General features: G+C 68.5%; 16 protein-coding genes. 9 read left to right on the top strand and 7 right to left on the bottom strand.

Annotated features, from left to right (window positions below; genetic code table 11):
- Window positions 1-990 precede the first annotated feature (990 nt).
- Window positions 991-4,497 (bottom strand): hypothetical protein, encoded by a 3,507-nt coding sequence (locus ACGF3H_RS28905; RefSeq protein ID WP_362499679.1) that lies wholly within the window; start codon window positions 4,495-4,497, stop codon window positions 991-993.
- 575 nt (window positions 4,498-5,072) lie between these two features.
- Here ACGF3H_RS28905 and ACGF3H_RS28900 point away from each other — a divergent pair.
- The 6 genes from ACGF3H_RS28900 (at window position 5,073) to ACGF3H_RS28875 (ending at window position 11,231) form a co-directional block, all read left to right on the top strand.
- Complete coding sequence (locus ACGF3H_RS28900; RefSeq protein WP_355247275.1) at window positions 5,073-5,249, top strand: hypothetical protein; 177 nt, start codon at window positions 5,073-5,075, stop codon at window positions 5,247-5,249.
- Window positions 5,250-6,151: 902 nt separating this feature from the next.
- Window positions 6,152-7,675 (top strand): type I-E CRISPR-associated protein Cse1/CasA, encoded by a 1,524-nt coding sequence (locus ACGF3H_RS28895; protein WP_362499677.1) that lies wholly within the window; start codon window positions 6,152-6,154, stop codon window positions 7,673-7,675.
- Window positions 7,668-8,252, top strand: coding sequence for a type I-E CRISPR-associated protein Cse2/CasB (gene casB / locus ACGF3H_RS28890; RefSeq protein WP_362499676.1), 585 nt, complete (start codon window positions 7,668-7,670; stop codon window positions 8,250-8,252). The genes ACGF3H_RS28895 and casB overlap by 8 nt, the downstream gene beginning before the upstream one ends.
- Before the next feature lie 65 nt (window positions 8,253-8,317).
- A complete protein-coding gene (locus tag ACGF3H_RS28885; protein ID WP_393816552.1) occupies window positions 8,318-9,613 on the top strand; it encodes a type I-E CRISPR-associated protein Cas7/Cse4/CasC in 1,296 nt (431 codons plus the stop codon).
- Complete coding sequence (cas5e, locus tag ACGF3H_RS28880) at window positions 9,610-10,485, top strand: type I-E CRISPR-associated protein Cas5/CasD (RefSeq protein ID WP_362499674.1); 876 nt, start codon at window positions 9,610-9,612, stop codon at window positions 10,483-10,485. The genes ACGF3H_RS28885 and cas5e overlap by 4 nt, the downstream gene beginning before the upstream one ends.
- Before the next feature lie 74 nt (window positions 10,486-10,559).
- A complete protein-coding gene (locus ACGF3H_RS28875) occupies window positions 10,560-11,231 on the top strand; it encodes a type I-E CRISPR-associated protein Cas6/Cse3/CasE (protein WP_362499672.1) in 672 nt (223 codons plus the stop codon).
- A 130-nt stretch (window positions 11,232-11,361) separates the two neighbouring features.
- On the opposite strand, the gene ACGF3H_RS28870 is transcribed toward ACGF3H_RS28875, so the two are convergent.
- Both ACGF3H_RS28870 and ACGF3H_RS28865 read right to left on the bottom strand, forming a co-directional pair.
- Window positions 11,362-11,508, bottom strand: a complete 147-nt coding sequence (locus ACGF3H_RS28870) for a hypothetical protein (RefSeq protein WP_362499670.1) — start codon at window positions 11,506-11,508, stop codon at window positions 11,362-11,364.
- A gap of 1,943 nt (window positions 11,509-13,451) precedes the next feature.
- Complete coding sequence (locus ACGF3H_RS28865) at window positions 13,452-14,054, bottom strand: hypothetical protein (protein ID WP_362499669.1); 603 nt, start codon at window positions 14,052-14,054, stop codon at window positions 13,452-13,454.
- 332 nt (window positions 14,055-14,386) lie between these two features.
- On the opposite strand from ACGF3H_RS28865, the gene ACGF3H_RS28860 reads away from it, so the two are divergent.
- On the top strand, window positions 14,387-15,217 hold the full coding sequence (locus ACGF3H_RS28860) for a TIGR04255 family protein (protein ID WP_362499667.1): 831 nt from the start codon (window positions 14,387-14,389) through the stop codon (window positions 15,215-15,217).
- 643 nt (window positions 15,218-15,860) lie between these two features.
- Window positions 15,861-16,874 (top strand): hypothetical protein, encoded by a 1,014-nt coding sequence (locus tag ACGF3H_RS28855; protein ID WP_362499665.1) that lies wholly within the window; start codon window positions 15,861-15,863, stop codon window positions 16,872-16,874.
- A gap of 1,005 nt (window positions 16,875-17,879) precedes the next feature.
- Here the strand turns inward: ACGF3H_RS28855 and ACGF3H_RS28850 are convergent.
- From ACGF3H_RS28850 to ACGF3H_RS28835, 4 genes are all read right to left on the bottom strand, one after another.
- Window positions 17,880-18,185 (bottom strand): hypothetical protein, encoded by a 306-nt coding sequence (locus ACGF3H_RS28850; RefSeq protein WP_362499664.1) that lies wholly within the window; start codon window positions 18,183-18,185, stop codon window positions 17,880-17,882.
- A gap of 112 nt (window positions 18,186-18,297) precedes the next feature.
- The gene (locus ACGF3H_RS28845) at window positions 18,298-20,955 is read right to left on the bottom strand and encodes a Helicase associated domain protein (protein WP_362499662.1); all 2,658 of its coding nucleotides are present in this window, start codon (window positions 20,953-20,955) and stop codon (window positions 18,298-18,300) included.
- Complete coding sequence (locus ACGF3H_RS28840; RefSeq protein ID WP_393816551.1) at window positions 20,952-21,485, bottom strand: hypothetical protein; 534 nt, start codon at window positions 21,483-21,485, stop codon at window positions 20,952-20,954. Before ACGF3H_RS28840 ends, ACGF3H_RS28845 begins: the two co-directional genes overlap by 4 nt.
- On the bottom strand, window positions 21,475-22,230 hold the full coding sequence (locus ACGF3H_RS28835) for a hypothetical protein (protein WP_362499658.1): 756 nt from the start codon (window positions 22,228-22,230) through the stop codon (window positions 21,475-21,477). Before ACGF3H_RS28835 ends, ACGF3H_RS28840 begins: the two co-directional genes overlap by 11 nt.
- 185 nt (window positions 22,231-22,415) lie before the next feature.
- Between ACGF3H_RS28835 and ACGF3H_RS28830 the strand changes: the two genes are divergently transcribed.
- On the top strand, window positions 22,416-22,712 hold the full coding sequence (locus ACGF3H_RS28830; protein ID WP_362499656.1) for a hypothetical protein: 297 nt from the start codon (window positions 22,416-22,418) through the stop codon (window positions 22,710-22,712).
- The last annotated feature ends 275 nt before the right edge of the window (window positions 22,713-22,987 follow it).

Below are 22,987 nucleotides of genomic sequence, written 5' to 3'. Positions count from 1 at the left end.
TGACGGGGACTATCCCCGCGGGTGCGGGGAGCAGATCGCCCGGTTCCAGGGTAATTACGGGCGGGCGGGACCATCCCCGCGGGTGCGGGGAGTACGACGGCCTGGGGCCATCCTCGCGGGTGCGGGGAGCAGGACCGTCCGATCATGGAACTCGACGTGAAGGTGGGACATTCCCCGCGGCTGCGGGGAGCAGCCTGGGTTGTTCGGGGCGCGGTCCCCCGAACCGGGACCATCCCCGCGGGTGCGGGGAGCAGGGCCGGCGGTTACCTCCGCACCGACCTCTCCTAGGACCATCCCTGCGGGTGCGGGGAACAGGCGGGCAGCGCCGGACCGATGCCGACGCTCGGGGGACCATCCCCGCGGGTGCGGAGAACAGCTGTCGAAAGCGGTCGTGTCGGCGACCTCTTCGGGACCATCCCCGCGAGTGCGGGGGCAGTCGGCGACCGCCGCGGCCCCGGATCCGGCGTTGGGACCATCCCCGCGGGCGCGGGGAGCAGGAGAAGTCTCACCGCTGGGTGGGCCACCGGGGCGGGACCATCCTCGCGGGTGCGGGGAGCAGACGACCTCGGCGGCTCCGAAGCTCTGCCGGTCGAGAGCATCCCCGCGGGTGCGGGGAGCAGAACAACGAGGTCCTGAACCGTGTGCCGGCGGAGGGACCATCCCCGCGGGTGCCGGGAGCAGGCTGTGCCGACGAGCCGGCCTGCTTCGGCGATGGGAGCATCCCCATGGGTGCGGGGAGCAGTTTACCAGCTTGGCAGCCCGGATGCGGCCCTTGGGACCATCCCTGCGGGTGCGGGGAACAGAAGGGGCTCGTGAGCCTGACCGGCAGGATGCTGGGGACCAACCCCGTGGGTGCGGGGAGCAGGACGCCCTGGACGGCGTCGTGCACGCCGTGGCGGGACCATCCCCGCGGGTGCGGGGAGCGGACGACCCGGTCCTTGAACGCTCAGCCGGTCTGGGGGCCATCCCTGCGGATGCGGGGAGCGTGGTTCAAGTGTTGCTGGCGTCTTTATTGTTGTTGGTGTTTTCGTGGCTGGGGTGGTTGTCTGCGGTTTCCGGTGGGTTTGTGTGAGGGTCGAGGTCTTGCGCGATCATGCTCAGGTGTGCCAGCGCTCCGGGGGCGAGTTGGGGGAGTAGCGGGATGGTGCGGGTCCATGCGTCGGTTTTCAGGAGCCTCCGCATGATGTGCCGTGCCGCCGTCTGGTCGGGAGGGTTGGTGTCGTTGGATGTCCGGGCGAGTGCCAGGCAGGTGCGGACCGCTTTGTCGCCGGCTTGGCTGTCTGTGGCTAGGGCTACTGGCGTGCCAGCAAGGTATGCCGCGGCTGTGTAGAGCGCCGCTGCTTGCCCGTTTGGTGTCCGTGCCGTTTTGGCATGGTGCCGGAGAGTGGTGGTGTCACCGTTCATGGTGGAGAGCAGGGCGAGTTCTGCGTACGGTTCTTGCCCGGGCTGGAGCGAGCGCTGCCATCTGCTGGTCATGCCCGCGACGACGTGGGTGTTCTCTTCCGGGATGTAGCCGAGCTGTTCCAGCAGGGTGAGGACGGTCATCGACGGTGCGTGCCATGGTGGGGGCGTGTCAGTGATGCGGAGTGAGGCGATTTGGAGCGCTTCGCGTAGTTGTGGGCTGGGGTGCCGGATGTCCGGGTAGGCGAGCAGGAGCGCTGCTAGTTCCGGCAGGACCCGGAAGGGGCTTCCTGTATCGATCCGCCGTGTCAGGGCCTTGGTGAGGGGTTCGGCGATACGTGCCGCTTCCTCGGGGCTGTGAGGTGTGAGCCCAGCCGCGACGGCTGTCAGTGCCTGCCGCTTTTCCGCGGCGGTACGTCCCGCTGCCGTGGCCGATGCCGCAGGCCCGTCTCCGGCATAGGCGAGGGCTCGGGCTACGACGTTCCTCAGGACGGGATCGGTGTTGTCGGAGAGCAGGCGTGCTGCCTGGTGGGCATAGCGGTCTCCTTCGTATCTGTGCCCTCCGAGAGAGCATCCGAGGGAGAGGGCCGCCAGGTGAAGGACACGGTTCTGTGTGCCTGGCAGGTATTCGGTGAGTTCTTCCGCTGCACTGAACTCGCCTGCCGAACCCAGAGCTTGTGACAGGTCCACTGTCCAATCTTCCGGGACGGGCGGACGCGAGGACGAGAGGGGTGAGCGTCGCAGGGCGGTTTCCAGCAGCTCCCGGCTGCGCAAAAGATTGCCTGCGCCCAGTTGACCGTCCGCTTCCTGGAGCAGAAGGACGTGATCGGGCAGCGGGCCGTTGCCGGAGAGAGGTAGACCTGTGGACGGCCGATGCCTGTGCGCGCGCCGGGTTGCTGGTGCAGGTCGGGTCTTCCTTTGCGTACTTCGTGTCTTTGTGTCATTCCTTCGCGATGCCGCCAGCGCTTTACGCTCTGCGTCCTTGGCTCTACGGGACGCGTTCTTCTCTTCCTTGGCGGCGGCCGAGGCAACCTGGGCCTGTTGTGCCCTGCGTTCCTCACCGGCCTCGGCGAGTGTCTGCGCCCGTTCCGGGATGACATCGCCGAGCACGCCGATGCGCAGCTGTCCGGGCAGGGACTTCAGCAGGCGGTCGATGTCGTCCAGGGCGTTCCTCATGGGCATGGTGTCGTCCACCGCCTGAGCGAGACGTGCCAGCGTTCCGGCCAGTTCGCGACCGAGGTGGGCCTGATCGTCGTCGGACAGTGCGTGGGGGGCGGCCAGCGCCTCGTTGAGCCGGACCAGTGCGTTTCGTGTTAGTGCGCGAGCCGCGGCATGCCGGCTTGCAGGCAGTCGGACAAGCGCCGATGCGGCGCGGGCCAGTACGTCGACCGCGTCCAGTCCGTCTCCGGGGCCGAACTCCTCGCAGATGGCCATGATGCGATCACCGGCGTCACTGCTGAGCGAGGGCATGGCCTGTGCCAGCGCTCCCCAGAGGTCCACCGCGGCCGCACGGCCGCGCGTGTTGCCCTCGTTCAGGGTCTCCGCCCGTTCGTGCAATGCCGTAACGCCCTCCGTGTCCTTGGCCGTGGCCAGCAGTCCGGCCGCTTCGGTGAGTGCTTCGGTCCCGGCCGCCTGATCTCGGACCACGGCCCGCAGCAGCGTTCGGGCGGCGCCGAGGCTGTTCAGTGACACGAGCGTGCGGGCGGCTTCGAGGAGCCGTGTGTACGTCTCGGGGTCCTGGTGGGTACCGGGGAAGCCCTGCTGGATGCGGGTGAGCCAGCCGGCTGCCTCGCGCGCGACGGTGTCGGCTCCTGCTTGCCCCGCGCGGGTCATCTCCACTGTCACGTCCGCCAGATGCAGGGCTCTTGCGGCCGAGGCCGGTGCGGAACGGGCCAGGCTGCGAGCGCGCTCCACCATGCCCAGCCGGACGAGGAGGGCGGGAGCACCGGGAGGCACCTCGCGTGACTGTCTGCGCAGGACCGTGCGCGCCGCGGTGAGCGAAACGAGCACTGCCAGGCTGTCGGGGGCGATGTCTCGGGGGCTGATCTCTTCCTCGAGTGCGTCCAGTTGTGCGAGAGCGGCTTCCGGGCCGGCGGTGGAGGCGAGTCGGCGCAGTCGGGGCAGGTCGAGGACGTAGGCGGCACGTTCTGCGGTGCCGGTCAGCAGTCGGAGCTGATGCGCCAAGGGGTACGGAGGCGTCTCGGCGGGCCAGCCCGCCGTACGCCATCTGTGGGACCAGGCGAGCAGCGTACGGGTGTGCCGGGCGATCCCCTCGTCCCCCAAGTCTTCACGAACCGCCTGGACGAGACCGGGCTCAGCCAGGGCATACGTCTGGAACACCGGATCGTCGAGGACGAGGGAGCGCCCCTTCGGCCCCTGCACCAGACGGTCGAGCCGGTCGGCCGGGATCCCGGCCAGCTCCGACAGGTCCGCGGTGCGCAGACCGCCGCCCGCCGCGGCGAGTAGTCCCGCCACCGTCGTCCCCAGAGCGGTGGTGTCCGGCGGCGTCCGCCGGGCCTGCGCTGCTTCTCCGACAGGGGCCAGAGCACGCAAGTGCTTGTGTTGACGCAGCGGATGCCGGGCGGGGAGGTCGTCGGGAAAGCGCACACCGCGCCTGAAGGAGACGATGATGCGCATACCGGGGGGCGGAACAGCGGGCAGGAGCGCGGCGATGCTTCCACGGACGGCGCTCTGAACGGTTGCGCCTGCGGCCGCATGCTTTTTGTCGTCGGCAGCGGGCCTTGACCAGGCCACGTCATCATCGAGACCGTCGACCACCAGCAGGAGCTTGCGCCCGTGTTGCACGCTCTTCTCGGCGGCTGCGGCGAAGAGGTGCTTCCACTGCCGGACACCACTGGGAGCACAGTGCTGAGGTGATCGGAGGAACGCCCCGATCTGATCGGACATGTGCATTTCGAATGCGGCCCGTGTGTCGGTGGCATGCGCCGCGGAGACGAAGAAGTTCAGGATGTCGGTGCCGCGCGGCGGCCGCTGTACGTAATCGGCGAGCAGGGCGGTCTTGCCCACAGGGGCGTCGGCGTGCCAGCACAGGTACGACGGCGCCGCAGGACTTGAGTCCCTGACGAACGCGTTCATGGCTCTCCGCTCGCGCTCCCGCCCACGGACTTCGTCCACGCCGGCTGCGACGGCGGGCCCGTGCGGGCGGACGAAACGGTGGTGCGGGTCCCTTTCCCGGACAAGGACGATCTGCTGGTGCCGCCTCCTGGCCCCTTCCTGTTGGGCCGCGCGCAAGGCGGCCTCCCACTCGGTATGCGTGTGGACCGGGTGGGAGGCCACCTGCTGCAACCTCTCCACCACAGACCAGAAGTGGTCCGTTCTCTCGGCTGAGGGGGCCGTCTCCCCCCTGCACCAGTTGCGGAAAGTGGAAGGAGGAAGCCCCAGCGCATGAGCCTGTGGCTGCCCCGCGGCCTCCCACAGCCGCGTCAGCATGGTGCCCAGTTCCTCGCGCGCGGCTGTCCCCGTATCGGTCACCGTTCCCCTCCCGGCCCGCGACGGCGCAAATTCCAGTCGGCGTCGTCAAAAATCTCCCGCTTGACTTGCGGAAATCGCCGCGCGGCAGAAGGTGCAACTGTCCGTTGTCCCGCGGCCTCGCGACTCTGGAGCCATCACCGCCCCAGCCGAGTTCGGCTCCTGAAACAGAAGGATGGCCCGTGTCCGAGATCCCCCAACTTCTCTACTATGCCGCAGCTTTGAGCGGGTGCGCCGGCCTGCTGTACACGGGCGTCCTGTTCGTCGTGGCCCTCGTATCCGTCCTTGCCCGCACCCCGGAACGCCGCAAGGACGCGCGCACCACCCTCACCATCCTCGTGCGTCGTCGGCCGCGGTGAGTGGCAGGCGACTGGAGTCCTCGCGCGGGGCAGAGCCCACGCCTGGGCCCGGGACCCCGGGCGACAATCACAAACACCACGCCGTCGTTCGACCCAACTCGACAGCCTCAAGAGCATCTGCCGAGTATCCCGCAAGATCCATATACGCAAACTCGCCCGAGGAGACGCGGCGTTGAGGTACAAATGCACCCGTGCGGACTTCTGCCATAAGCCGTATCGGCGCCCCCTGCTCTGCAACCGCAGGGCCGGAGGCCCCGACACGGAGGATGTTATGAGCGAAGCTGCACGCGAGTGGCTGGGACGCCATGGATGGGAGCTGGTTCTCATCGTGGCTGCCGCGGTGGTGGGCAAGCTAGTCGACCACCTCTGGTAGACGGCCGTTCTTGGCGCGAAGAGTGCGCCAAGAACGGCCTGTCCCGGCAGTGAGCGGTTCCCGTTCCGTGCGCGCGGGACGGGAACCGCTCGACAGCCTCGCCGGCCTGCCGGTGCGGCCCTGCCGAGACTGCCGATCCTTCGGCAATCTCCCACTGTAAGTGCCCGATCCGTCCGGCTCCAGGTCGACAGCCAGGTGCCTCTTCGAAAAGGAGAGTCGAGCGCAAACCAGAGGAGCGTATCCGCAGACAGCGGGAATGGTCCGTCGACGGCCTCGAGGGCTCTGTCTGAGTTCTTCCCCGCAGGTGCGGGGGTTGTTCCATCCCTTGACGAAAAGGGGGCGCTGATTCCGGAGAACGGCCTCTCGGCAATGATCACCGTTGCTGGCTTCTGCGCCGTTCGACGGAATCGGTTCCATGTCCACTGTCCATGACCGAAAGGGTAGCCAGGAATTGTCCGAAGCTCCCCCTCCCAGGCCCCCCGGGCAGCGTCTCAGCTGGGACCCGCGTCGGATGCCCTGCATACCTACTGTGACCGTCGATGGCGCGACCGCGCACCACTCCCTGTGCGCTCTCCTCGCGCAGGCCGATGAACTGGCCGCCCTCGACTGCGCCTCACCCGGCGAAAACGTCGCAGTCCTCGAGCACCTGCTGGCCATCTGCTTCGCCGCCGGCGTCTGCCCGTCCTCGGACGAGGAATGGCGGGCTTGGATCGTGGGCAAGCAGGACCTCTCGCCGGCAGCCGTCTGGCTGGAGCGCCAGCCGGACGACGCCTGGGACCTGTTCCACCCCACGGCGCCCCTGGTACAGAACTCCCAGCTGGCGGCGGATCTCGACGAGAGCGGCACAGGAACGGCGCAACTGGTCATCGAACACGCCGGTGACTACAACCAGCACTTCGACCACCACCACCTGGAGCTCGACAACCCGCTCCCGGCGGCGGACGCGTTCCGCGCCACGCTCACGCAACACGTCTACGGCCCCTACGGGCGGGCCCGCATGCCCGGGAAACGGCTCGGCGCCAAAGTCACCAACCTCGCAGCAGGCCGGCTCACGGGAAGGATCCGCGTCGTTGCCCTGGGACAGACACTCGGCGAGACCCTGCGCCTGAACCTCTACCCGCCCGACGGGCCGGGAGAGCCCCTCAACACCACCTGGACCACCGACGGCATTGAACGGCGCACGTTCACCGAGAAGGCGAAGCCCAGGGTGCCGCGGAGTTCTGCGGACCTCCACAGCGCCCTCGGGCGGTCCGTGCTCCTACGTTCGGCACGCGGAACGCATGGGCAGATCATGGTCGACCGGGTCCTGATCGGCGCCGGCGAGATCCTCGAGCTCGACCCGGAACGCCATCTCCAGGACGCCGTGTTCAGCAAGACGACGAACGGCGTGCGAAAGCCGCTGTGGCCGTCCCCCAGCAGGGCTCTCTGGCAACAGGCCCACGCCCTCTACAGCGCTGTCAGGGACGACCGGATCGGAATGTACGCGCGGCTGCGGTCCCTCCCATATGAACGAAAGGGCGCGGGGGCCCCCTACCAGCTCTGGGCCGTGGGACTGCTGGCCAACAAGACGCTGCCGGTCACCTGGACCCACGGCGCCTACCCCTACGCCCCAGGCATGGCCGCCCACCTCTACCGAGCCTCCCGCAGAGGCTCCGACATCGCCGAATACATCGCGTGGAGTCTGAAGCACGCGGCCATCGTGGCCGCCGAGACTGCCTTTCCAGCCATGCGGGGGGCGGACGAGGCCGGTCAGGTGGCGCGACTCGACGCCCGATGGGCCTTCTGGCCCGCGGCCGAGGACCCTTTCCATGAACTACTGGACGAGGTGATCGACCGAGGGCCGGAGGACGACGACCCGGTCTCCGAACCGTTGATCGAGTACGCGATGGGCTTGATGACGACGGCCCGCACCCAGATGCTCCAACGCCTCGACGCCCTGCCGCCCAGCGACCGCAACCACCGTGCGCGGGCCCGCGCCGTGCGGCTTTTCGAAGACGCCATGTCCGGTGACCGAGCTCCGGCCGAACTACGAGGGGAGATCGCCCGTGACTGAACACGACCCGTCCGCCAGCACAGATCCGCAACAGCCTCGATTCCCGCACGACAGCGCGGCACTCACGGTCTGGCTGACCACCCTCGTCCGCAACCGCGAGTACGGGACCCTCGCCGAGCTGCGCCGGGCCAGAGGCGGCACCAACGCCCACATCCGCGCAGGCTGGTACGGCGGCGACAACCACCGAGACCTGTTCGAGCGAATGGCTTTCCTGTTCGCGATCTACCACCAAGGGCATCCCGTGCCCTCATACGGCCACGCCAGCCTCGGCGCCGCAGCCCGCCGGATCGGAGACGGCACCGGACGCGGGCCCGACAACCCCGGAGCCCAGCGCCTACTGGACCGGATCGTCGCCAGCCGGCGCATTCCCTGGCGCCACCTCCAGCATGCGGTCACCCGGCTGCGGTCCTGCGAACAGCCGCCCCCGTCCTGGACCGGACTGACCGAAGACCTCATCAAGTGGAACGACCGCAAGGCGCGCGTCGCCTACCGGTGGTCAGTCGAGTTCCACACCCCGCCGGCACGAGGCCGGGAAGCAAAGAGCAAACCGACGACGCGGAAGGACACCAGCTCGTGACCGAGGCACTTCGGAGCCAATTCCTCTCGCTGCACCTCATCGAGACCATGGCGGCGGTCCTCCCGGTGCGCGACGAGAACGCGCAGCCCAAGACCCTCGTCTTCGGAGGCGTGGAACGCCACATGATCACCAGCCAGGCCCGCAGGCGCGCCGAGCGGGTCCACGCCCGCAACCGAGCCAACGCAGGACGCGGGGCGCTCAAGGGACGGAGCATGGGTGTCCGCACCCGGGAATGGGCGCTCCTGGCCGGACGCGAACTCGAGTCTGCCCACGGCTGGGAGAAGGCGAAGGCCCTGGTCACGGCCCGCGCTGTGATGGAGGCGAGCGGCCTCAAATTCGGCGACCCGAAGAAGAAGACGGTGGCCAATCTGACGAAGGTGCTCGTCTTCGCACCGTCCGATGCCGCATCGAGGATCGCAGACCACATCGCCGGGCATGCGGCAGAGGTCGAGGAGTGGCTCGACGCTTACCTCGAAGCCCAAGCCCGCGCGGAGGCGGCGAAGAAGTCCCGTCGAGCGGCCAGGAAGAAGACCGCAGCCTCACCGGAGACGGAAGAGGCGGAGGAGACGTCCACGGCAGAAGCCGCGGCGTCCGTCTCCCTGCCGCCGCTGCCCAAGGCCACGCGCGACGCCGTCCTACTTGCCCTCGCCCCCCGCGACGCCGTGGACATCGCTCTCTACGGCCGCTTTCTGGCCGAGATCCCCGACTCCCCGAACGTCGACGGCGCCGTCCAGACCGGGCACGCCTTCACCGTGCACGAAGCCGAACAGATCGAGGACTTCTACGCGGCGGCCGACGACGCAAAGCTGGATCGCAAGCGCAACGCCCTCAGCTTCCTCGACGCCGCCGACGACGCAGGCGCCGGCATGACCGGATACCAGTCGCTGATCTCCGGCACCTTCTACCGGCACGCCGTCCTCGACCGTACACAGCTGCGCACCAACCTGCAGGCGGCCGGAATGGACGAGCAAGAGGCCGAGACAGCTGCATCCGAGGCGGAGAAAGAATTCGTGAACGCCTTCGTAGAAGCATTTCCGGAGGCAAAAAAGAACTCCACCGCGTCCACCGGGTCGCTTCCCGCACTCGTTCTCGCATTCGAGGGAGAACGCCCCTACAACTACGCGTCCGCTTATCAGCGGCCGGTAGATGAAGGTCCCGTGTCGGCAGGCGGGGAGGGGCCGGCAGGCCCCGCGGCCGTTCGCAGGCTGCTGCGCCACCACAACTTCGTCAGCCGCCGCCGCGACGACCTGCGCACTGTACGGGTGCTCACGTACGACCCCGAGATCGACACGCTCCTGGAGGAACTGGAACTGCCGGAGTCGCTGACCGTGGTGGAGCGAGCCGAGGACCTCACCCCGTGAACGAACCGCACGTCTTGCTCATTCGGCTGGCCGGACCTCTGCAGTCATGGGGCCTCACCGGCCGATTCGCCCGCCGTGACACACACAGCCGTCCCACGAAGTCCGGCGTGATCGGTTTGTGCGCCGCAGCTCTCGGCCTCCCCCGGGAGGAGCCCCTCGGGGAACTCGCCGAGGTTCTCTTTGGGGTCCGCGCCGACCGGCCCGGCACGCCGCTTCGCGACTATCACACAGTCGGCGGAGGAACCTATCCTCTGCGCCCCCGGGACCTCCTCACCGACCACCAGCGCGCCGTGAAGGCTGCGACGGCCTCGACACCGGAGAGCTCCAAGCCCGGCCCGTTCGGCCGCGGAGAACTGGAATCCTGGTACGGCTCTCCGAAGTACGTCACCGCAGACCCGAGGTCGGGAGCCCTCGTCTCCGGAGAGGTCCGCCGCCACGCTCTGATCACGGAACGCTGGTATCTCGCCGACGCTGCCTTTCTCGTCGGCTTGGAACACCCCGATACCGCACTTCTGGAGCGGATCGCTCACGCTTTGGAGCATCCCAAGCGCCTGCTCTGGCTCGGTCGTAAGGCCTGTCCGCCCTCAGGAGACCTTGCTTTGGGCGTCATCCCAGGCACCCTCAGAGAAGCGTTCGAGACGCACGCCCTGCTCCCGGAAGAGCCTTACTACGAAGGCGAGCCGCCGACTCCGGTGACAGGCATACGCCCGTGGGCCTGGATCGAAAGCCCGCGACCACTCCCTGGCATCGGTCCCCTATCGGACCAGCCCGTACGGTTCGGCGCTGACGGAGGCGCCCACAGTCTCCGCTGGGAGACCCGCCACCGCATCACCATTGCTTCACACGCCCGCGGATGGGACATCATCCTGTGAACACGACAACCGCCACGTCGCATGCGCCTTCAGGTCCGGGTGGTGCCGCTAGGTTTGTCACCACACAGACCCTGTTGACCCTGGACGCCCGACATCCTCTCACCGCCAAGTCGCTCATCGACGCACACGACATGCACCGGACCGTCATGAGCGGTTTCCTCGGTTGGGTGGACGACGGCAGTCGTGACGCCCGTGCCCAGATGGGCGTCCTGTCGACCTGGACCGTCGATCTCCGACAGGCACGGCTCAACCTGGTAGTTCAGTCGTCCGTCCCCGCCGACTGGAACAATATCCCCCAGGGAGCCCTGGCCGAGCCACCGGAGACCCTCACCGTAGACCGCACTTTCCGCACCGGTGACCGTGTCGACTTCCGTACGGTCGTCAATCCTGTTCGCAACATTCCACCCGCGCCGGGTTCACCGATGAAGAAGCGCGGCACCCGCGTCGCCCATACCCGCCCCGAGCACGTGAGGACGTGGTTCTCGCACCGTCTGCAACCTTCCGGTGAACCTGCGGTCGCCCCCAATGGAGTCACTCGCATCGGCGCTGACGCGGACACCGAGCGTCTCGCTTTGCGCATGCTTCCGAGAGTCTCTAGTCCTGCACCACACAAGGGTCTACGCATCGCTCGTGCGGAAATCAAAGGCACTCTCACGGTGACTGACCCCAGAACGTTCGTCGCTGCCCTCACCCAGGGTGTTGGCCACGCGCGTGCCTACAGTTGCGGGCTGATCCTCGTGCGCTGAACAGGACGTGAGCCTTCTGCACGCGGTGGTCCCTGTCTGAGGGACTCAGAGGGACCGAAGGGCCGGAGCAGCGCGCTGTCCTTGTCCGCCCGGTCGAGGTCGACGAAGCACGAGTGGGCGATGGTCACGTTCAGACGCCGAACCGGTCACGCAGAGCGCGAGCGGTCTCCAGTACTCGTTTGACCGTGTTCCGGATCACCAGGACACACCCGCCGTCGGCCAGTTCGCTCTCCAGGCGGTCGGCGAGGACATCCAGGTCGTCGGTGAGACGCTCCATCCCCTGCTCCCCGCGCCCATGGGATGGTCCCCGCGGGTGCGACGATGGGTCCTGTAGTCTCTGCTCCCCGCATCCGCGGGGATGGTCCCTTCGCGGCACCCCTGGTCTACAGCCTGCTGACCTGCTCCCCGCATCCGCGGGGATGGACCCATGAACGGCGTCGACCAGCGGTAGACCTCCTCCTGCTCCCCGCCGCCCGCGGGGATGGTCCCGCCCGCACCAGCGACCGAAGCGACCGGGTCTCCCGCTCCCTGCACCTGCGGGGATGGTCCCCAGCGGTTCACCGACTACGCCACCAACCCGCTCTGCTCCTCGCGTCCGCGGGGATGGTCCCGTGATCGTCGAAGCGCCCGATGAGGTCGGCGCCTGCTCCCCGCACCCGCGGGGATAGTTCCCGGGTCCGGAACCTGCGGGCCGGTGTCGTCTACTGCTCCCCGCGCCCGCGGGGATGGGTCCATGCGGGCCACCTCGACCACCTGCAACTGCCGCTGCTCCCTGCGCCCGCGGGGATGGCCCCGGCCTGGAGGTGCCGGCGGAGATCCCTCTGGGCTCCTCCCTGCGCCCGCGGGGATGGTCCCCAGGGCCGCACGTACCCGTCGCGCTGGTCGTCCTGCTCCCCGCTCCGGCGGGGATGGCCCCGATCCGAACCGGGCGAGCGCAGGAAGCGCGTACTGCTCCCTGCGCTCGCGGGGATGACCCCTGCGCCGGCGATACCGAGGAGATCCGTACCTGCTGCTCCTCGCGTGCTCGGGGATGGTCCCGCGAGCGAGGCTCTCCGCTTGGCGGACACAGTCTGCTCCCCGCGCCCGCGGGGATGGCCCCGTGCCGCACTCCCGGGACGGGGCCGAGTGCGCCTGTTCCCCGCGCCCGCGGGGATGGTCCCGGCACGGTGACCTGACGTGCTGCCCATCTCCACTGTTCCCCGCGCCCGCGGGGATGGCCCCGGCCACCCCGACGCCCGCGAGATCGACGGCGTCTGCTCCTCGCACCCGCGGGGATGGTCCCGGCACCGGCACCCGCACCTGTTGGACGTGCCGCTGCTCCCTGCACCCGCGGGGATGGTCCCCCCTGGGTTGTTCGGGGCGCTGTCCCCCGAACCTGCTCCCCGCGCCCGCGGGGATGGTCCCTGGGACCTCAACGCCAAGAACGGCGTACCCAGCTGCTCCCCGCACCGGCGAGGATGGTCCCCAGCCCTGGATGGTGATGACGCCACCGGCGAGCTGCTCCCCGCACCTGCGGGGATGGTCCCGCCGACCACGGCGGTGCCTGGAGGACGCCGTACGCCAACGCTGGCAGTTCCGCATCTGCGCCCAGGGGACACAGGCGCCGGCGAACAGCAGCTGCGCGACCTCGCGGTCGAAGGCCTCAGCGAGATCTACTGCCGCGACGGCGACCGCCGCCCACAGGCAGGTCGAGTTCACGGACGTCGAGCATGTGCAGTTCGACCTGTAGGGATGCGGCCTGGTGCGGTCATGGTCACGTGCGCACCTGCCGCCCGCCGCGTGTGCAAAGCAATGGGGGTGCGGCGGGCGGTCCCTGCGGCATAAGGCCGTCACTGTTGCAGCCAGGCGATTACGGCAGTCATGAGGATGGTGCCGAGTGCGGTGCATGCGCCTTTGATCACATGGATGGCCGCTGTCCGAGCGTGGCGCCTGAGGGTCTTCCGGTGAACGGAGAGGTCTTTGGGCTGCATGTTTGCTCCTTGCAGTATTCCCGTCCCCTTGCAGGGCGGGATCGGCTGGCAAGGGCATTCAGGCCGTCCGAATCCTTTTCCGGCGAGCGCTCACCTGCATGGCCGTTGCTGTTTCCCCAGGTGGTCAGCGGGTCGAAGGCACGCCCGGATGCTGTCCGACTCGGACGTGGAGAGCGTGAACGGGAGCACGACGAGGGTGGCGGTGGTCGGGATACGGGTGGGTTGCCGACCAGCGGGCGCCACCTCCCTGCTACGCCTTGGGTACCGCCCACTCGACGGGGTCCTTGCCCTCGGGGGCGTAGATGATCTCGTTGGGCCGGGTACCTTCCTCCACCGAAAACGTGATCTTCCCTCGAAGGCAGGTACCGGCCTTCACGAGGGCGCCGTCGCCGCTGGGGTATTCAGGCTTGGGTACCCCTGAGCCGCTGGTGCCGGGTGCCTGCAGGCGGGTGTCGTCGGGGAAGCCCAGGGCCCAGGGTCCTTGGGAGACGTTCAGTGTGGAGCTGTCCTTGCCGGCGCAGACCTTGACTTCGAGGATGGCCCAGACGGGGTTCTCAAAATCGGAGACCTCGTCAGGGAGGTCGACGCCAGTCGCGGGCTGCGTGTAGCTGATCGCGGTTGTGGTGCCGCTAAGAGGACTGCCGTCATAGTCCGTGTCCGTCCACTGGTGACCGACGCCGAGCTCGAGCGACCGGCTCTCCGTATGGTCCGTAGCGGCGGCCGACGCAGTTGGCGCTTTGGAGGACTGGTCGGTCGTGGTCGTCGGTGCCCTATTGCCGCTTGGATCGTTGCTGCAGCCGGTCGCGCTCGCTGCGACGAGAAGAGCAACACAGGCGGTTCTACGGATGTTCATGGTCCCCCCATGACGTCTGATACTGAACGACCATCATGCGTCAGGTGGAGAACCGGTGAAGACCCAGTGTCTGTTCTACGACGCGTCGAGGCCTCGGCCGCGAGCGGCAACCGGGCGAGGAGTGTGTCTGGTGAGGGTGATGACCAGGGGTGATACCTGAATCGACCAGGTTCGCGATCTCGGCTCAGAGCACGTCACCGGCAACCGATTCGTCGCATGCCCAAGCAGTCTGGCTGGCTTGGGCTCCCCGCGTAAGCAGATGAGAGGTAACAATCACCCACTCGGCCCTGGGGCGGCTGACAGCCCAGTTAGTGAGAAGTAGAGTGTGAAGTGTGGACGGGACTGAGCGGGGAGCGCTTTTCGAGCGGGTACTGGTCGATGACGTACCGCTGCCTGACGCACCCCTGGCCAGGGTGATCGGGCAGCTGCGATTCGGCACACTGTCAGTGCTGGCCTCAGGGGACGAGGCCGTGCAGGCCTTCGTCAAGGAACTGTCCGAGACCTACCCATTCATCGAGCAGGGCGTTGAACAGACCCTGCTCTTCACCCCTGGCCAGCCGATACAGCAAGCCGAGGTCGGCAAAGTGTGGCGTCTGCGGTCCGCGGACCGCCAAAGCGTCGTCGCCTTGACCAACGGGGCGCTGACCCTTGAGACCGCGACTTACCAAGGGCGTACAGCCTTTTGCGGCGAGCTGGCCCGCTTGGCGGGAGCGCTCCAGGCTGTGACCCGAGTCCCTGCCTACAACCGTGTCGCAGTGCGCTACACCAACCGTCTGACCAGTGCCGAAACGCTCAGCCAACTGACCAAGCTCATCCATCCCGAGTTCCTTGGTCTGGTCGGAGCCCCGCTGGGCAGCGGCACCCACCTCTCTTACACGCTGTCCCAGTCACTCCTGTCTATTGACGAGGCGGGGAAGCTGCTTGTTCAGTTCGGCCTCCTCCCAGAGGACAGCAGCTTCGACCCCACGCTCCCCCCGGTGGGTGAGCCGAGCTGGGTGCTGGACCTGGACTCCTACGAGGAGTTCCCGGACCCGCGTCAGGCGCTACCCGGAGACGCCGATGCGGTTTATAAGGCTGCGGTGGCCTGCGCTGAACGCGCTCACACCCTGTTCCGTTGGGCTGTCACCCCTGAGTTCCTGAGCCACTTCGGTGGCCAGCCATGACCGGCATCCTGCTGAACCCCGGGCCGTACACCGCTACGTCGACGCAGTACAGCCAGGCAGCCGAGCCTCGCGCGGCTGCCCTCCCATCCCGCGTTCGTATCTGGGTGGCCGGCCCTGTGGCAGCAGCCTGTCTCGCAGGCAGCATGACCTTTGGCGCTGCGGCTGCCCCTGCTGAGGCAACAACGCCTCTGGAAAGACACACCTACACGCCCCAGGTGGGCCACGGTTCACCAGCAGGGGGAGAATTAGCTCCCACCCCGACCAGGGAGAAGCCGGCCTCGGCTCGTACAACCACCGCCGCGTCGGTCTCGCATCTCCACGATCATTCGGGCCTGACCTGGGACCAACTTGGGAAGCTGTTCGGCGTCAGCCGGCGGGCTGTGCACATGTGGGCATCAGGCAAGCGGATGAATGCTCGGAACACGGAGCTCCTGGGAGAGCTGCTCCGCCTCGTCAACTCGGCCCCGGGCGTTTCGGCTGAGGAACGCAGAGCCTGGCTTTTTACGCCAAGAGCTGACGGAGTGACACCGATTGAGCGATTCTTGTACGAGCATCGTTGCCCTGGGCAGCCGCTCAGCGGCTCTGGTTACACACCGGCGGGGCTGCTGGGGATAGCTGACGAGTAGCGGGGGGCAATCGCAACATGGCTGAGCCATCCGTCCCTGCGGGTGGGGCAGTAGAGGACCAGCTGGACACGCCGACCTCACTGTCGAGCACACCAACAGATCTCTCTGACTTCCAGCAGGCGGACGTACTGAAGGCGGATCGCATCCCGCTACGCGGTCCTTCAGGCGAAGTGATCTGGCATTCGACTCCGGACGGAGTAGCGATCATCAGCCAGACGTGCGACGTCGTACAGCCGAACAAGGCGTACCTCCAGGTCGCCCCCATCGTCAGGCTGCCGGCGAGCCTGGTGAAGCAGGCAGCGAAGGGGGCCATGCCCGGATACGTGGCCGTGCCAGAGGCTGGGCCCGACGCCTTCGCCGACCTGGACCACATCGCCACGATTTCGAAGGCACACGTGGCGCTCCTCGCACCGCAGAGAGGCGTCGCAGACGTAGCGGCCCTGCGCGTTTTCGGAATGCGGGTGGGCCGTCGTTTCTCTCGCTTCGCCTTCCCCGACGCGGTTGTGCCGTGGCTGGAGCCACTCAAGCGTTCGGTGATCCGCAAGGCCGGCAAGACCAGCAGCCCGCTCGGGTTCGTCCTCGACGAGTGGGTGGAATCCCTGCGCCTGGAGTGTGCACCGAGTTGGGATGCCGGTCCGCCGTATCAGCTGACGCTTCTCGTGATCGTGAAGCCGGGTCTTCTGCCTGTGGTCCTCGAGGACGAGATGCCTGAGCCTCCTGCAGAGCTGGCGCAATGGCTGTGGGACGAAGAGGGCAACGTCAGTCAGCGGCCAGCTGCCATCGCAGAACGGCTCGTCAAGGTCGGCGCCTCTGGCGACAGGGGCGAGAGGCTGTGGCTTTGGGAGGGATTCGGTCAGTCCCTCGTTGCCGATTGCCAGCCGGACCCATTGGCTCCCAGCGACGTCCTCAACGCCGTCGCGGAGGGCAAGATCGATGCAGAAATCACCACAATCCGTGACATTGCATATGAAAGGGTCCTTCGTAGCGAGGAGATCGATGTAGAACACCTCTCGCCGCCCCTGCCGCGCTAGGTCGGCCTCCTTAGCCCGCTGCATAGTCACCGCCCCGCCCTTCTGTCAGCGGCGGGGCGGTGGCGGGGGCGCACTGGCCGCCTGGAGCGCAACGGGCTGCCTGCAGCGTGACGCCAGGCTCGCCAACAAGGTGCCGCGGCCGCCGGAGTCGGCTCCGACCACGGCGACGTCGGCGGGGAGCACGACGAGGCGGAAGCCCGCGACTACCGCACCAGCGGAACTCCCCCGCGGGCTGGCGGGGAGAACAAGAGGGCGGGCTGGGCGAGGTGCTTGGTCTGCGGCACACCCCCGCGTCGGCGGGGGTCTCCGGTGAAGGTGCTTCACCCGGACTGGGATGACACGTCCGCCCCGCCGACGCGGGGGTGCTCCGGTGGCGCGCAGGTCCTCCCCGCCGACGCGGGGTGCTCCGGTTGACCCTGGGCGCCGGTGCCAGTGGTTGGGTGGGGGCTGTGTCAGTGGGGTGCGGCTCGTGTCTCCCCGGTCCAGCCCGCCAGCCCTGTCCCCTATTTCGGTTGACCGGAAAGCGTACAGAAGGCGTGCGCATCGCGTCGGCGGTCAAGGCACCGCCCGCTCGGCTGCGGCCCTCGACCGTGCCGTCGTGCCCCTGCTCGTACTGGGCGCGGGCTTCGGTCATGGCGCGTTGCCAGCTGCGTTCGGCGCCGTCGTGTTCGCGGGCCAGGCGGGCGGCCATGCCGCGCCGGTATCCGCCGGCCTGCCGCAGTTCGGCGAGCACTATGGCGACAGCGCGCTGGCGGCGGGCTCGGCTGTGCCCACCGCCCTGATTGCCCCGGCCGTCACCGGGGCGCCGCCCGGCAGCTCGGAGACGGCCGGTGCCGGCTTCCGTCGTCCAGGCAGCCCAGAACGCCTCGACAACTTCCTGCGCGTAGTAGTGGGTGCGGTTGAGCGTGCACACCCACCTGAGGGAACTGGCGTTGGGCGGGGTATCGCTCGCGCTGTCTGGCGGCGTGGTTGGCTGCCGCGCCGGTGCCGTGTGTTGTGCCGGGTTTACTCCCATTCCCAGTCGGTGAGGAAGTCGGGGTGGTGTTGCCATTGCTGGGCGATGGTGGTGAGGGTGTCCCACGTGCCGGCGAGGGCGGGCTCGTTGCCCCATTCGCGGTGGGCCCGTGCCTGGCCCAGCAGGGCGCGTACCGCGTTGTTGAGCGCCTGGGCAGCTCGGTCCGTTTCGGGGTCCTCGGGGCGGTTCATCAGCAGGGGGTCTGTGCGGGCGAAGAGGAACCGGGCCAGTTCCGCGAAGTGTTCCTCGGCGTACTCCTCGTCGGGCTGCTTCGCGGCCTCGTTCTGCTCGTCCACGGCCGGTCCCTTTCCTGCGGCATGCTGCTCGTCACGCGATCGTACGGTGCAGCATCTCGCTGCCTTGCTGTTTCCCAGCTCAGCGATCTGCCTGGCCACTCTTCAGCCCCTACTACGTCCACTCCATGCCCAGTTCTCGCAGGGCGTCGAGTTGGTCGGTGGTGAGTTTGTCGCGTCTGGCGCGGGTGTTCGATACCCATACGCCCAGGCGCACCGGTACCGGCTCGGCCTCGCCGTCGACCGGGATCTCCACGACCGCGCCGCGCGGGACGGGCCGCTGGGTGCCTTCCCGTTCGACCCACTGCGCGAGTGCTGCCAGGCCGCGTTGGAAGGCTGAACTCTTCCCGCCGCCGCTGGCTGCCGGGGCCGGAGCGGGCTGCTTCGCGGGCGTTACGCCCAGCTTCGACAGTCGTTCCTGCTGCTCGGCGGTCAGCAGTCTCCAGTCCCGGCGTTGCCGCTTCAGCCAGCGTCCGATGTCGTCGCCGTCGATCGTCACGCCGGGTGCGATGTCGGGCACGATTCCGTTGGGTTCGTCGGCGGCGAGGTGGGCGAGGTGGCGGTAGTGGCGTTGCCAGTCCAGTGGCCAGGGGCAGTTCCAGTCCGGGTCGATGGAGGTCAGCTGCTGCGCCCGCCGCGCTGCCCGCTCCGAGTCTTTCCCGAGGCCGCCCGTCCGCCGCAGATTCGCCAGATGCTGCCCCACCGGCACCAGGCCCTCGGCTTCGCTCTCGCCCCAGACCGCGTCCTGCCGGGGTGCGAGGTGCCCGGTGGCGCGCTGGTAGGCCCAGAACACGGCGAGCTTGGTCTCCCAGGCCTCCTCGCCCGGTTCCCACACCATCCCGGCCTCCGGTGCGTCCAGCAGCGTCTTGCGCCGCTCCTCCAGCTCCCCGGCCCGCAGGGCCTTCCGCTGCTGGTGGACCCATCGGCCAAGTGGAAAAGTCTTCGTCGCCCCCACTTCGACCTCGACGTCGTAGGGGACGGCGTAGACGCCGGTGATCTGGTTCTCCGCCCGCCAGCGGATGAGGGCCTGGTAGCCCTCCAGCCAGACCAGGGATTCGGGCCGGTAGACGCGGGTGCGCAGGAACGCCGCGATCGTGGCCGCGTCGCGCGGACTGGAGAAGTGGAGCAATGCGGACTCGACCGCCCCGCCGGTGCCGTCCTGCTCCTCGTCCTCACTCTCGATCTCACCGCTGGTCCCGATGATCCGCCCGTCGGTGTCGCGTTGGATGTGGGTCTTGCGTTTGCCGCTGGTGAGCGCACGCGAGGCGAGCTGCTCGACCAGGCGCTCGTCGTGCGAGCGCAGGCCTTGGAGCACAGCGACCAGCCCGGCATACGAGGCAGAGGCGACCATGTCGGTGGGGTCTTCGCCGGGCTGGAGGAAGACGGGCACGATGATCCGTGCGACCTTCGTGGAGCCGTCGCGGTTGAGCCGGAGTGCCCGGCCGATGTTCTGCACGATCTCGACCTGCGAGCCGCGGGTGTCGGCGAAGCAGACGGCTTCGACTCCGCGTTCGCCGGTGATGTCGACGCCTTCCCCGAGGACGCGGCAGCTCGCGAGGAACGCCCGGTGCACCCGGCGCCCGGAGGCGTCGATGCCGTTGGCGAACTGGCGAAGGGCTTCACGGCGTTCGGTGACGAGGTGGTCGCCGCACAGCCACGCCGACCACACCCGCTCCGGCGGCACGTGCCGTCCGGCCTCCAGCTCGTACCGCTCCGCGCCGATCGACGAGACGGGCAGCTTCTCCGCGGCCGCCAGGTCCGCGTCCGAGGCATCTCGCGCGTACAGCTCGGCTGCCGTCTTCGGCAGCTTCTCCGCGAACGCCGCCGCCTCCTCGACCCTCTGGTGGAACGTCATGACCGTGCGCAGGTTGTACGCCGCCGCGTGCTCCAAAAGTGCGGTCTGCAGCAGCGCCAGGCGCCGGCCCCGCCGCGCCTCCTCGGATTCCCCGACGATGGGGGAGGGGTCGTGGATCTCGAGGACGTCGATCTCGAAGCCGGCGAGGACGCCCCGCTCAATCGCCTCCGACAGCCCCAGCTCGGCGCCGGGAAGCCACGCCCCGAAGGTGCCGTCCGGATCGTCGGCCATGCTCGCAAGCTCCACCTCCGTCCCGCCCGCGCCCTTCCGCGGGCGGGGTGAGGCGAGGATCCGCGGCGTGGCGGTGAGGTAGAGCCGGAAGTCCGCCGGGATGCGGGCGTTGTCGTGGATCGCCGCCCACGGCCTACCAAGATCACCCGCGGTTGAGTGGGCCTCGTCCACGATGGCGAGGTCGAACGGAGCCATCCGCTGGCCGTAGAGCCGTTCCCCGCCCGCCAGAGCGGCCTCCAGCGGCCCGCGGACCGTCCGCTGGCCCGTCGGGTCCTCCGGGTCCTCGCGGTCCACGAGGGAGGCGTACGTGGCGAACACGACGACCGGCCCGGACCCGGCCCACAGCGCCAGCTGGATCGCATTCGTGGTGGTGCGCACCCCCAGCGAGGTGAGGACGGGATCGTTCTCCAGCGAGCACACCGCCACCATCGGTGCCCGATGACCGACCGCCCGCCACGCCTGGGCGGTCTGCGCGAGCAGGTCCAGGGTCGGCACGGTCACCAGGATCCGCCCGCCCGGGAAGCACTCCAGCGCGCTCGCGGCAGCCGTGATCGTCTTGCCCGACCCGGTCGCGGACACCAGCGTGCCCCGCGCCCCCTTAGCAGGCACAGAAGATCTTGCAAAAAATCGGACCCATTCCCGAATGGCCGTTTTCTGGGTCACCTGATGCTCCCGGAGACTGATCACGACATTCGATCCTTTCTTTTCCCGGGTGAAATCAGGTTTCTCCACCACGAGCTCACGGAAGCACCGGCCCCGCCAGAGCCAGAGCCAGAGCCAGAGCCAGAGCCAGAGCCAGAGCCAGAGCCAGGGGCGGGGTGCGGGTACCTGTCGATGCCGCCGAGGGCGGGCAGCTCGTCCTCGAAGTCGCAGGCGGTTACGGCCTTGAAGCCCCCGCGCCACAGTGCTTCGAGCACGGCTGTGACGGCCTGGACCACCGCCTCGGCCGGCGCTCCCGCGGGGGCCTCGCATTCCAGCACGGTCGGCCACTGAAGGAAGTCGAAGGGGTGGGCGTGCTGGCCTGTGGCGTAGTCGTTGGGCTCGCCTTCCACGCGCACGGGCCCGACCACCAGTTCCGCGCCGTCGTCCTCGACGAGGCCGAGCAAGTCTCGAAGCCGGCCTACGACCCGCGGAGCGGCCTCCGCGTCCACGTAGATCGAGGCATCCCTGTAAGCGGAGTCCGGATCGAGGGGCGAAGGCCCGCGGTCATTCGTCACGCGCACTCCCTGGAGTCTCCGCCGGGGCCAGGGCGAGGAAGCGCTGGAGCAGCCGCTTGATCGGCTCGTGGTGGTAGTACTCGGCGACCTGCAGAGGAGTCTCTCCGTCGATGGCCGGCAGACGCGGATCGGCACCGTAGGCCAGCAGGATCGCGGTGGAGGCCGTATTCAGGGGGTAGTCCGTCTGTACGTGAGCGTCGCCTTCCAGGCCGATCGCATGAGTCAGCAGCGTGTCCCCGAAGCACACCTCGTCCGGATCCGCCCCGGAGTCCAGGAGGATGGAGAGGGCCTCGTAGTCACTCACCTCCACGGCCTGGTGCGCCGGCGTCCACGACTCCACCTCGACGGAAACCCCGAGACCACTTCCACGCCCACTCCCTGAAGCTTCCGCCGGTGCGAGGAAGCGCTCGAGGAGCCGCGTGGCCGGCTCGTGGTCGTAGTCCTCGGCGCACTGCAGCGGAGTTTCCCCGCTGGCAGACGGCAGGCGCGGGTCGGCTCCATACGCCAGCACGATTGCCGTACCGGCCGTGTGCAGGGGATGGGCCGACTGCAGGTGACTGTCACCTTCTGTGTCGATCGCGTGAGTCAGCAGCGTGAGCCCGAAACACACCTCGTCCGGATCGGCCCCAGCGTCCAGGAGCCTGGCGAGAGTCTCATACTCACTCATCTCTACGGCCTCGTGCGCCGGCGTCCACGGCTCCACTTTGGGAAAAGAGCTCGGCCTCAGCGCATCGGAATCCATCATGTTTCCCTCTCCGCCGGCCTTGCCAGGGCGTTGCGGACACCTGCCTACTGGGGTGTCCCTGCTTTACGCCAATGCTACATGCTGCATCACATCGAGATGCAGTCTTGCGGAACCCCCGACCGATCCCCTCCGCGAGATCTCGTCCGACCCCGGTGGGCATCGCACATCGGGGTACACGGTGCCGCATGGCACCGAAGACCGAACGCATCCAGTTCCTGCGGGCCGAGCGGCAACTGCGCCGCATCCGCTCCTTCTACACTGCGGCCATCCTCCTGTGGGCAGGGTCCGCGGCCTGGACCGGCTGGCAGGCCCCGGGGAGCCGTCAGATGTGGGTGTCCGTCCTCCTCCTGGCCGTCTTCACCGTCCTGCTCGTCACCGCGAGCCTCGCCCTGCGGCGTCTCGCCGTTCCCGCTACGGGCCGGCCCGTACACCACGCTGCCCCGCACAGGCTGCCGAGCACCCGCCGTCACGCGCCTGCCTGAGGGCCCATCACTCTTCCCACGAGTCAATCCGGGCCCCGACTCCGCCTCACCGGGGGCGGAGTCCACGGTCTGCTGACAGTCCACCACCGGGGGCCGCAGGCCCCCGCAGCTCCGGGAGCGCAGCGGACGGAGCGTCACCAGACCGGCGCAGCCGGTCTGGTGAGCGGGACGCGCAGCGTCCCGCCAGCGCTCACGCGGAGCGGGACCGCAACACCCGCGCGCAGCGCGGGTGTTCGTTTGCCCATCGCGCAGCGATGGGGTACCCGCTCCGCGGG

The sequence above is a fragment of the Streptomyces sp. NPDC048185 genome (assembly GCF_043202495.1).
Lineage (GTDB): Bacteria > Actinomycetota > Actinomycetes > Streptomycetales > Streptomycetaceae > Streptomyces.
The sequence above is the reverse complement of the archived record's forward strand: the minus strand, read 5'-3'. Positions and strand labels throughout refer to the sequence as shown.

What these genes read in the sequence shown, in the direction of transcription:
- ACGF3H_RS28905 (WP_362499679.1), bottom strand. Translation starts at nt 4,497, where the DNA reads ATGAACGCGTTCGTCAGGGACTCAAGTCCTGCGGCGCCGTCGTACCTG.
- ACGF3H_RS28870 (WP_362499670.1), bottom strand. Translation starts at nt 11,508, where the DNA reads ATGGAGCGTCTCACCGACGACCTGGATGTCCTCGCCGACCGCCTGGAG.
- ACGF3H_RS28865 (WP_362499669.1), bottom strand. Translation starts at nt 14,054, where the DNA reads ATGAACATCCGTAGAACCGCCTGTGTTGCTCTTCTCGTCGCAGCGAGC.
- ACGF3H_RS28855 (WP_362499665.1), top strand. Translation starts at nt 15,861, where the DNA reads ATGGCTGAGCCATCCGTCCCTGCGGGTGGGGCAGTAGAGGACCAGCTG.
- ACGF3H_RS28835 (WP_362499658.1), bottom strand. Translation starts at nt 22,230, where the DNA reads ATGATGGATTCCGATGCGCTGAGGCCGAGCTCTTTTCCCAAAGTGGAG.
- ACGF3H_RS28830 (WP_362499656.1), top strand. Translation starts at nt 22,416, where the DNA reads ATGGCACCGAAGACCGAACGCATCCAGTTCCTGCGGGCCGAGCGGCAA.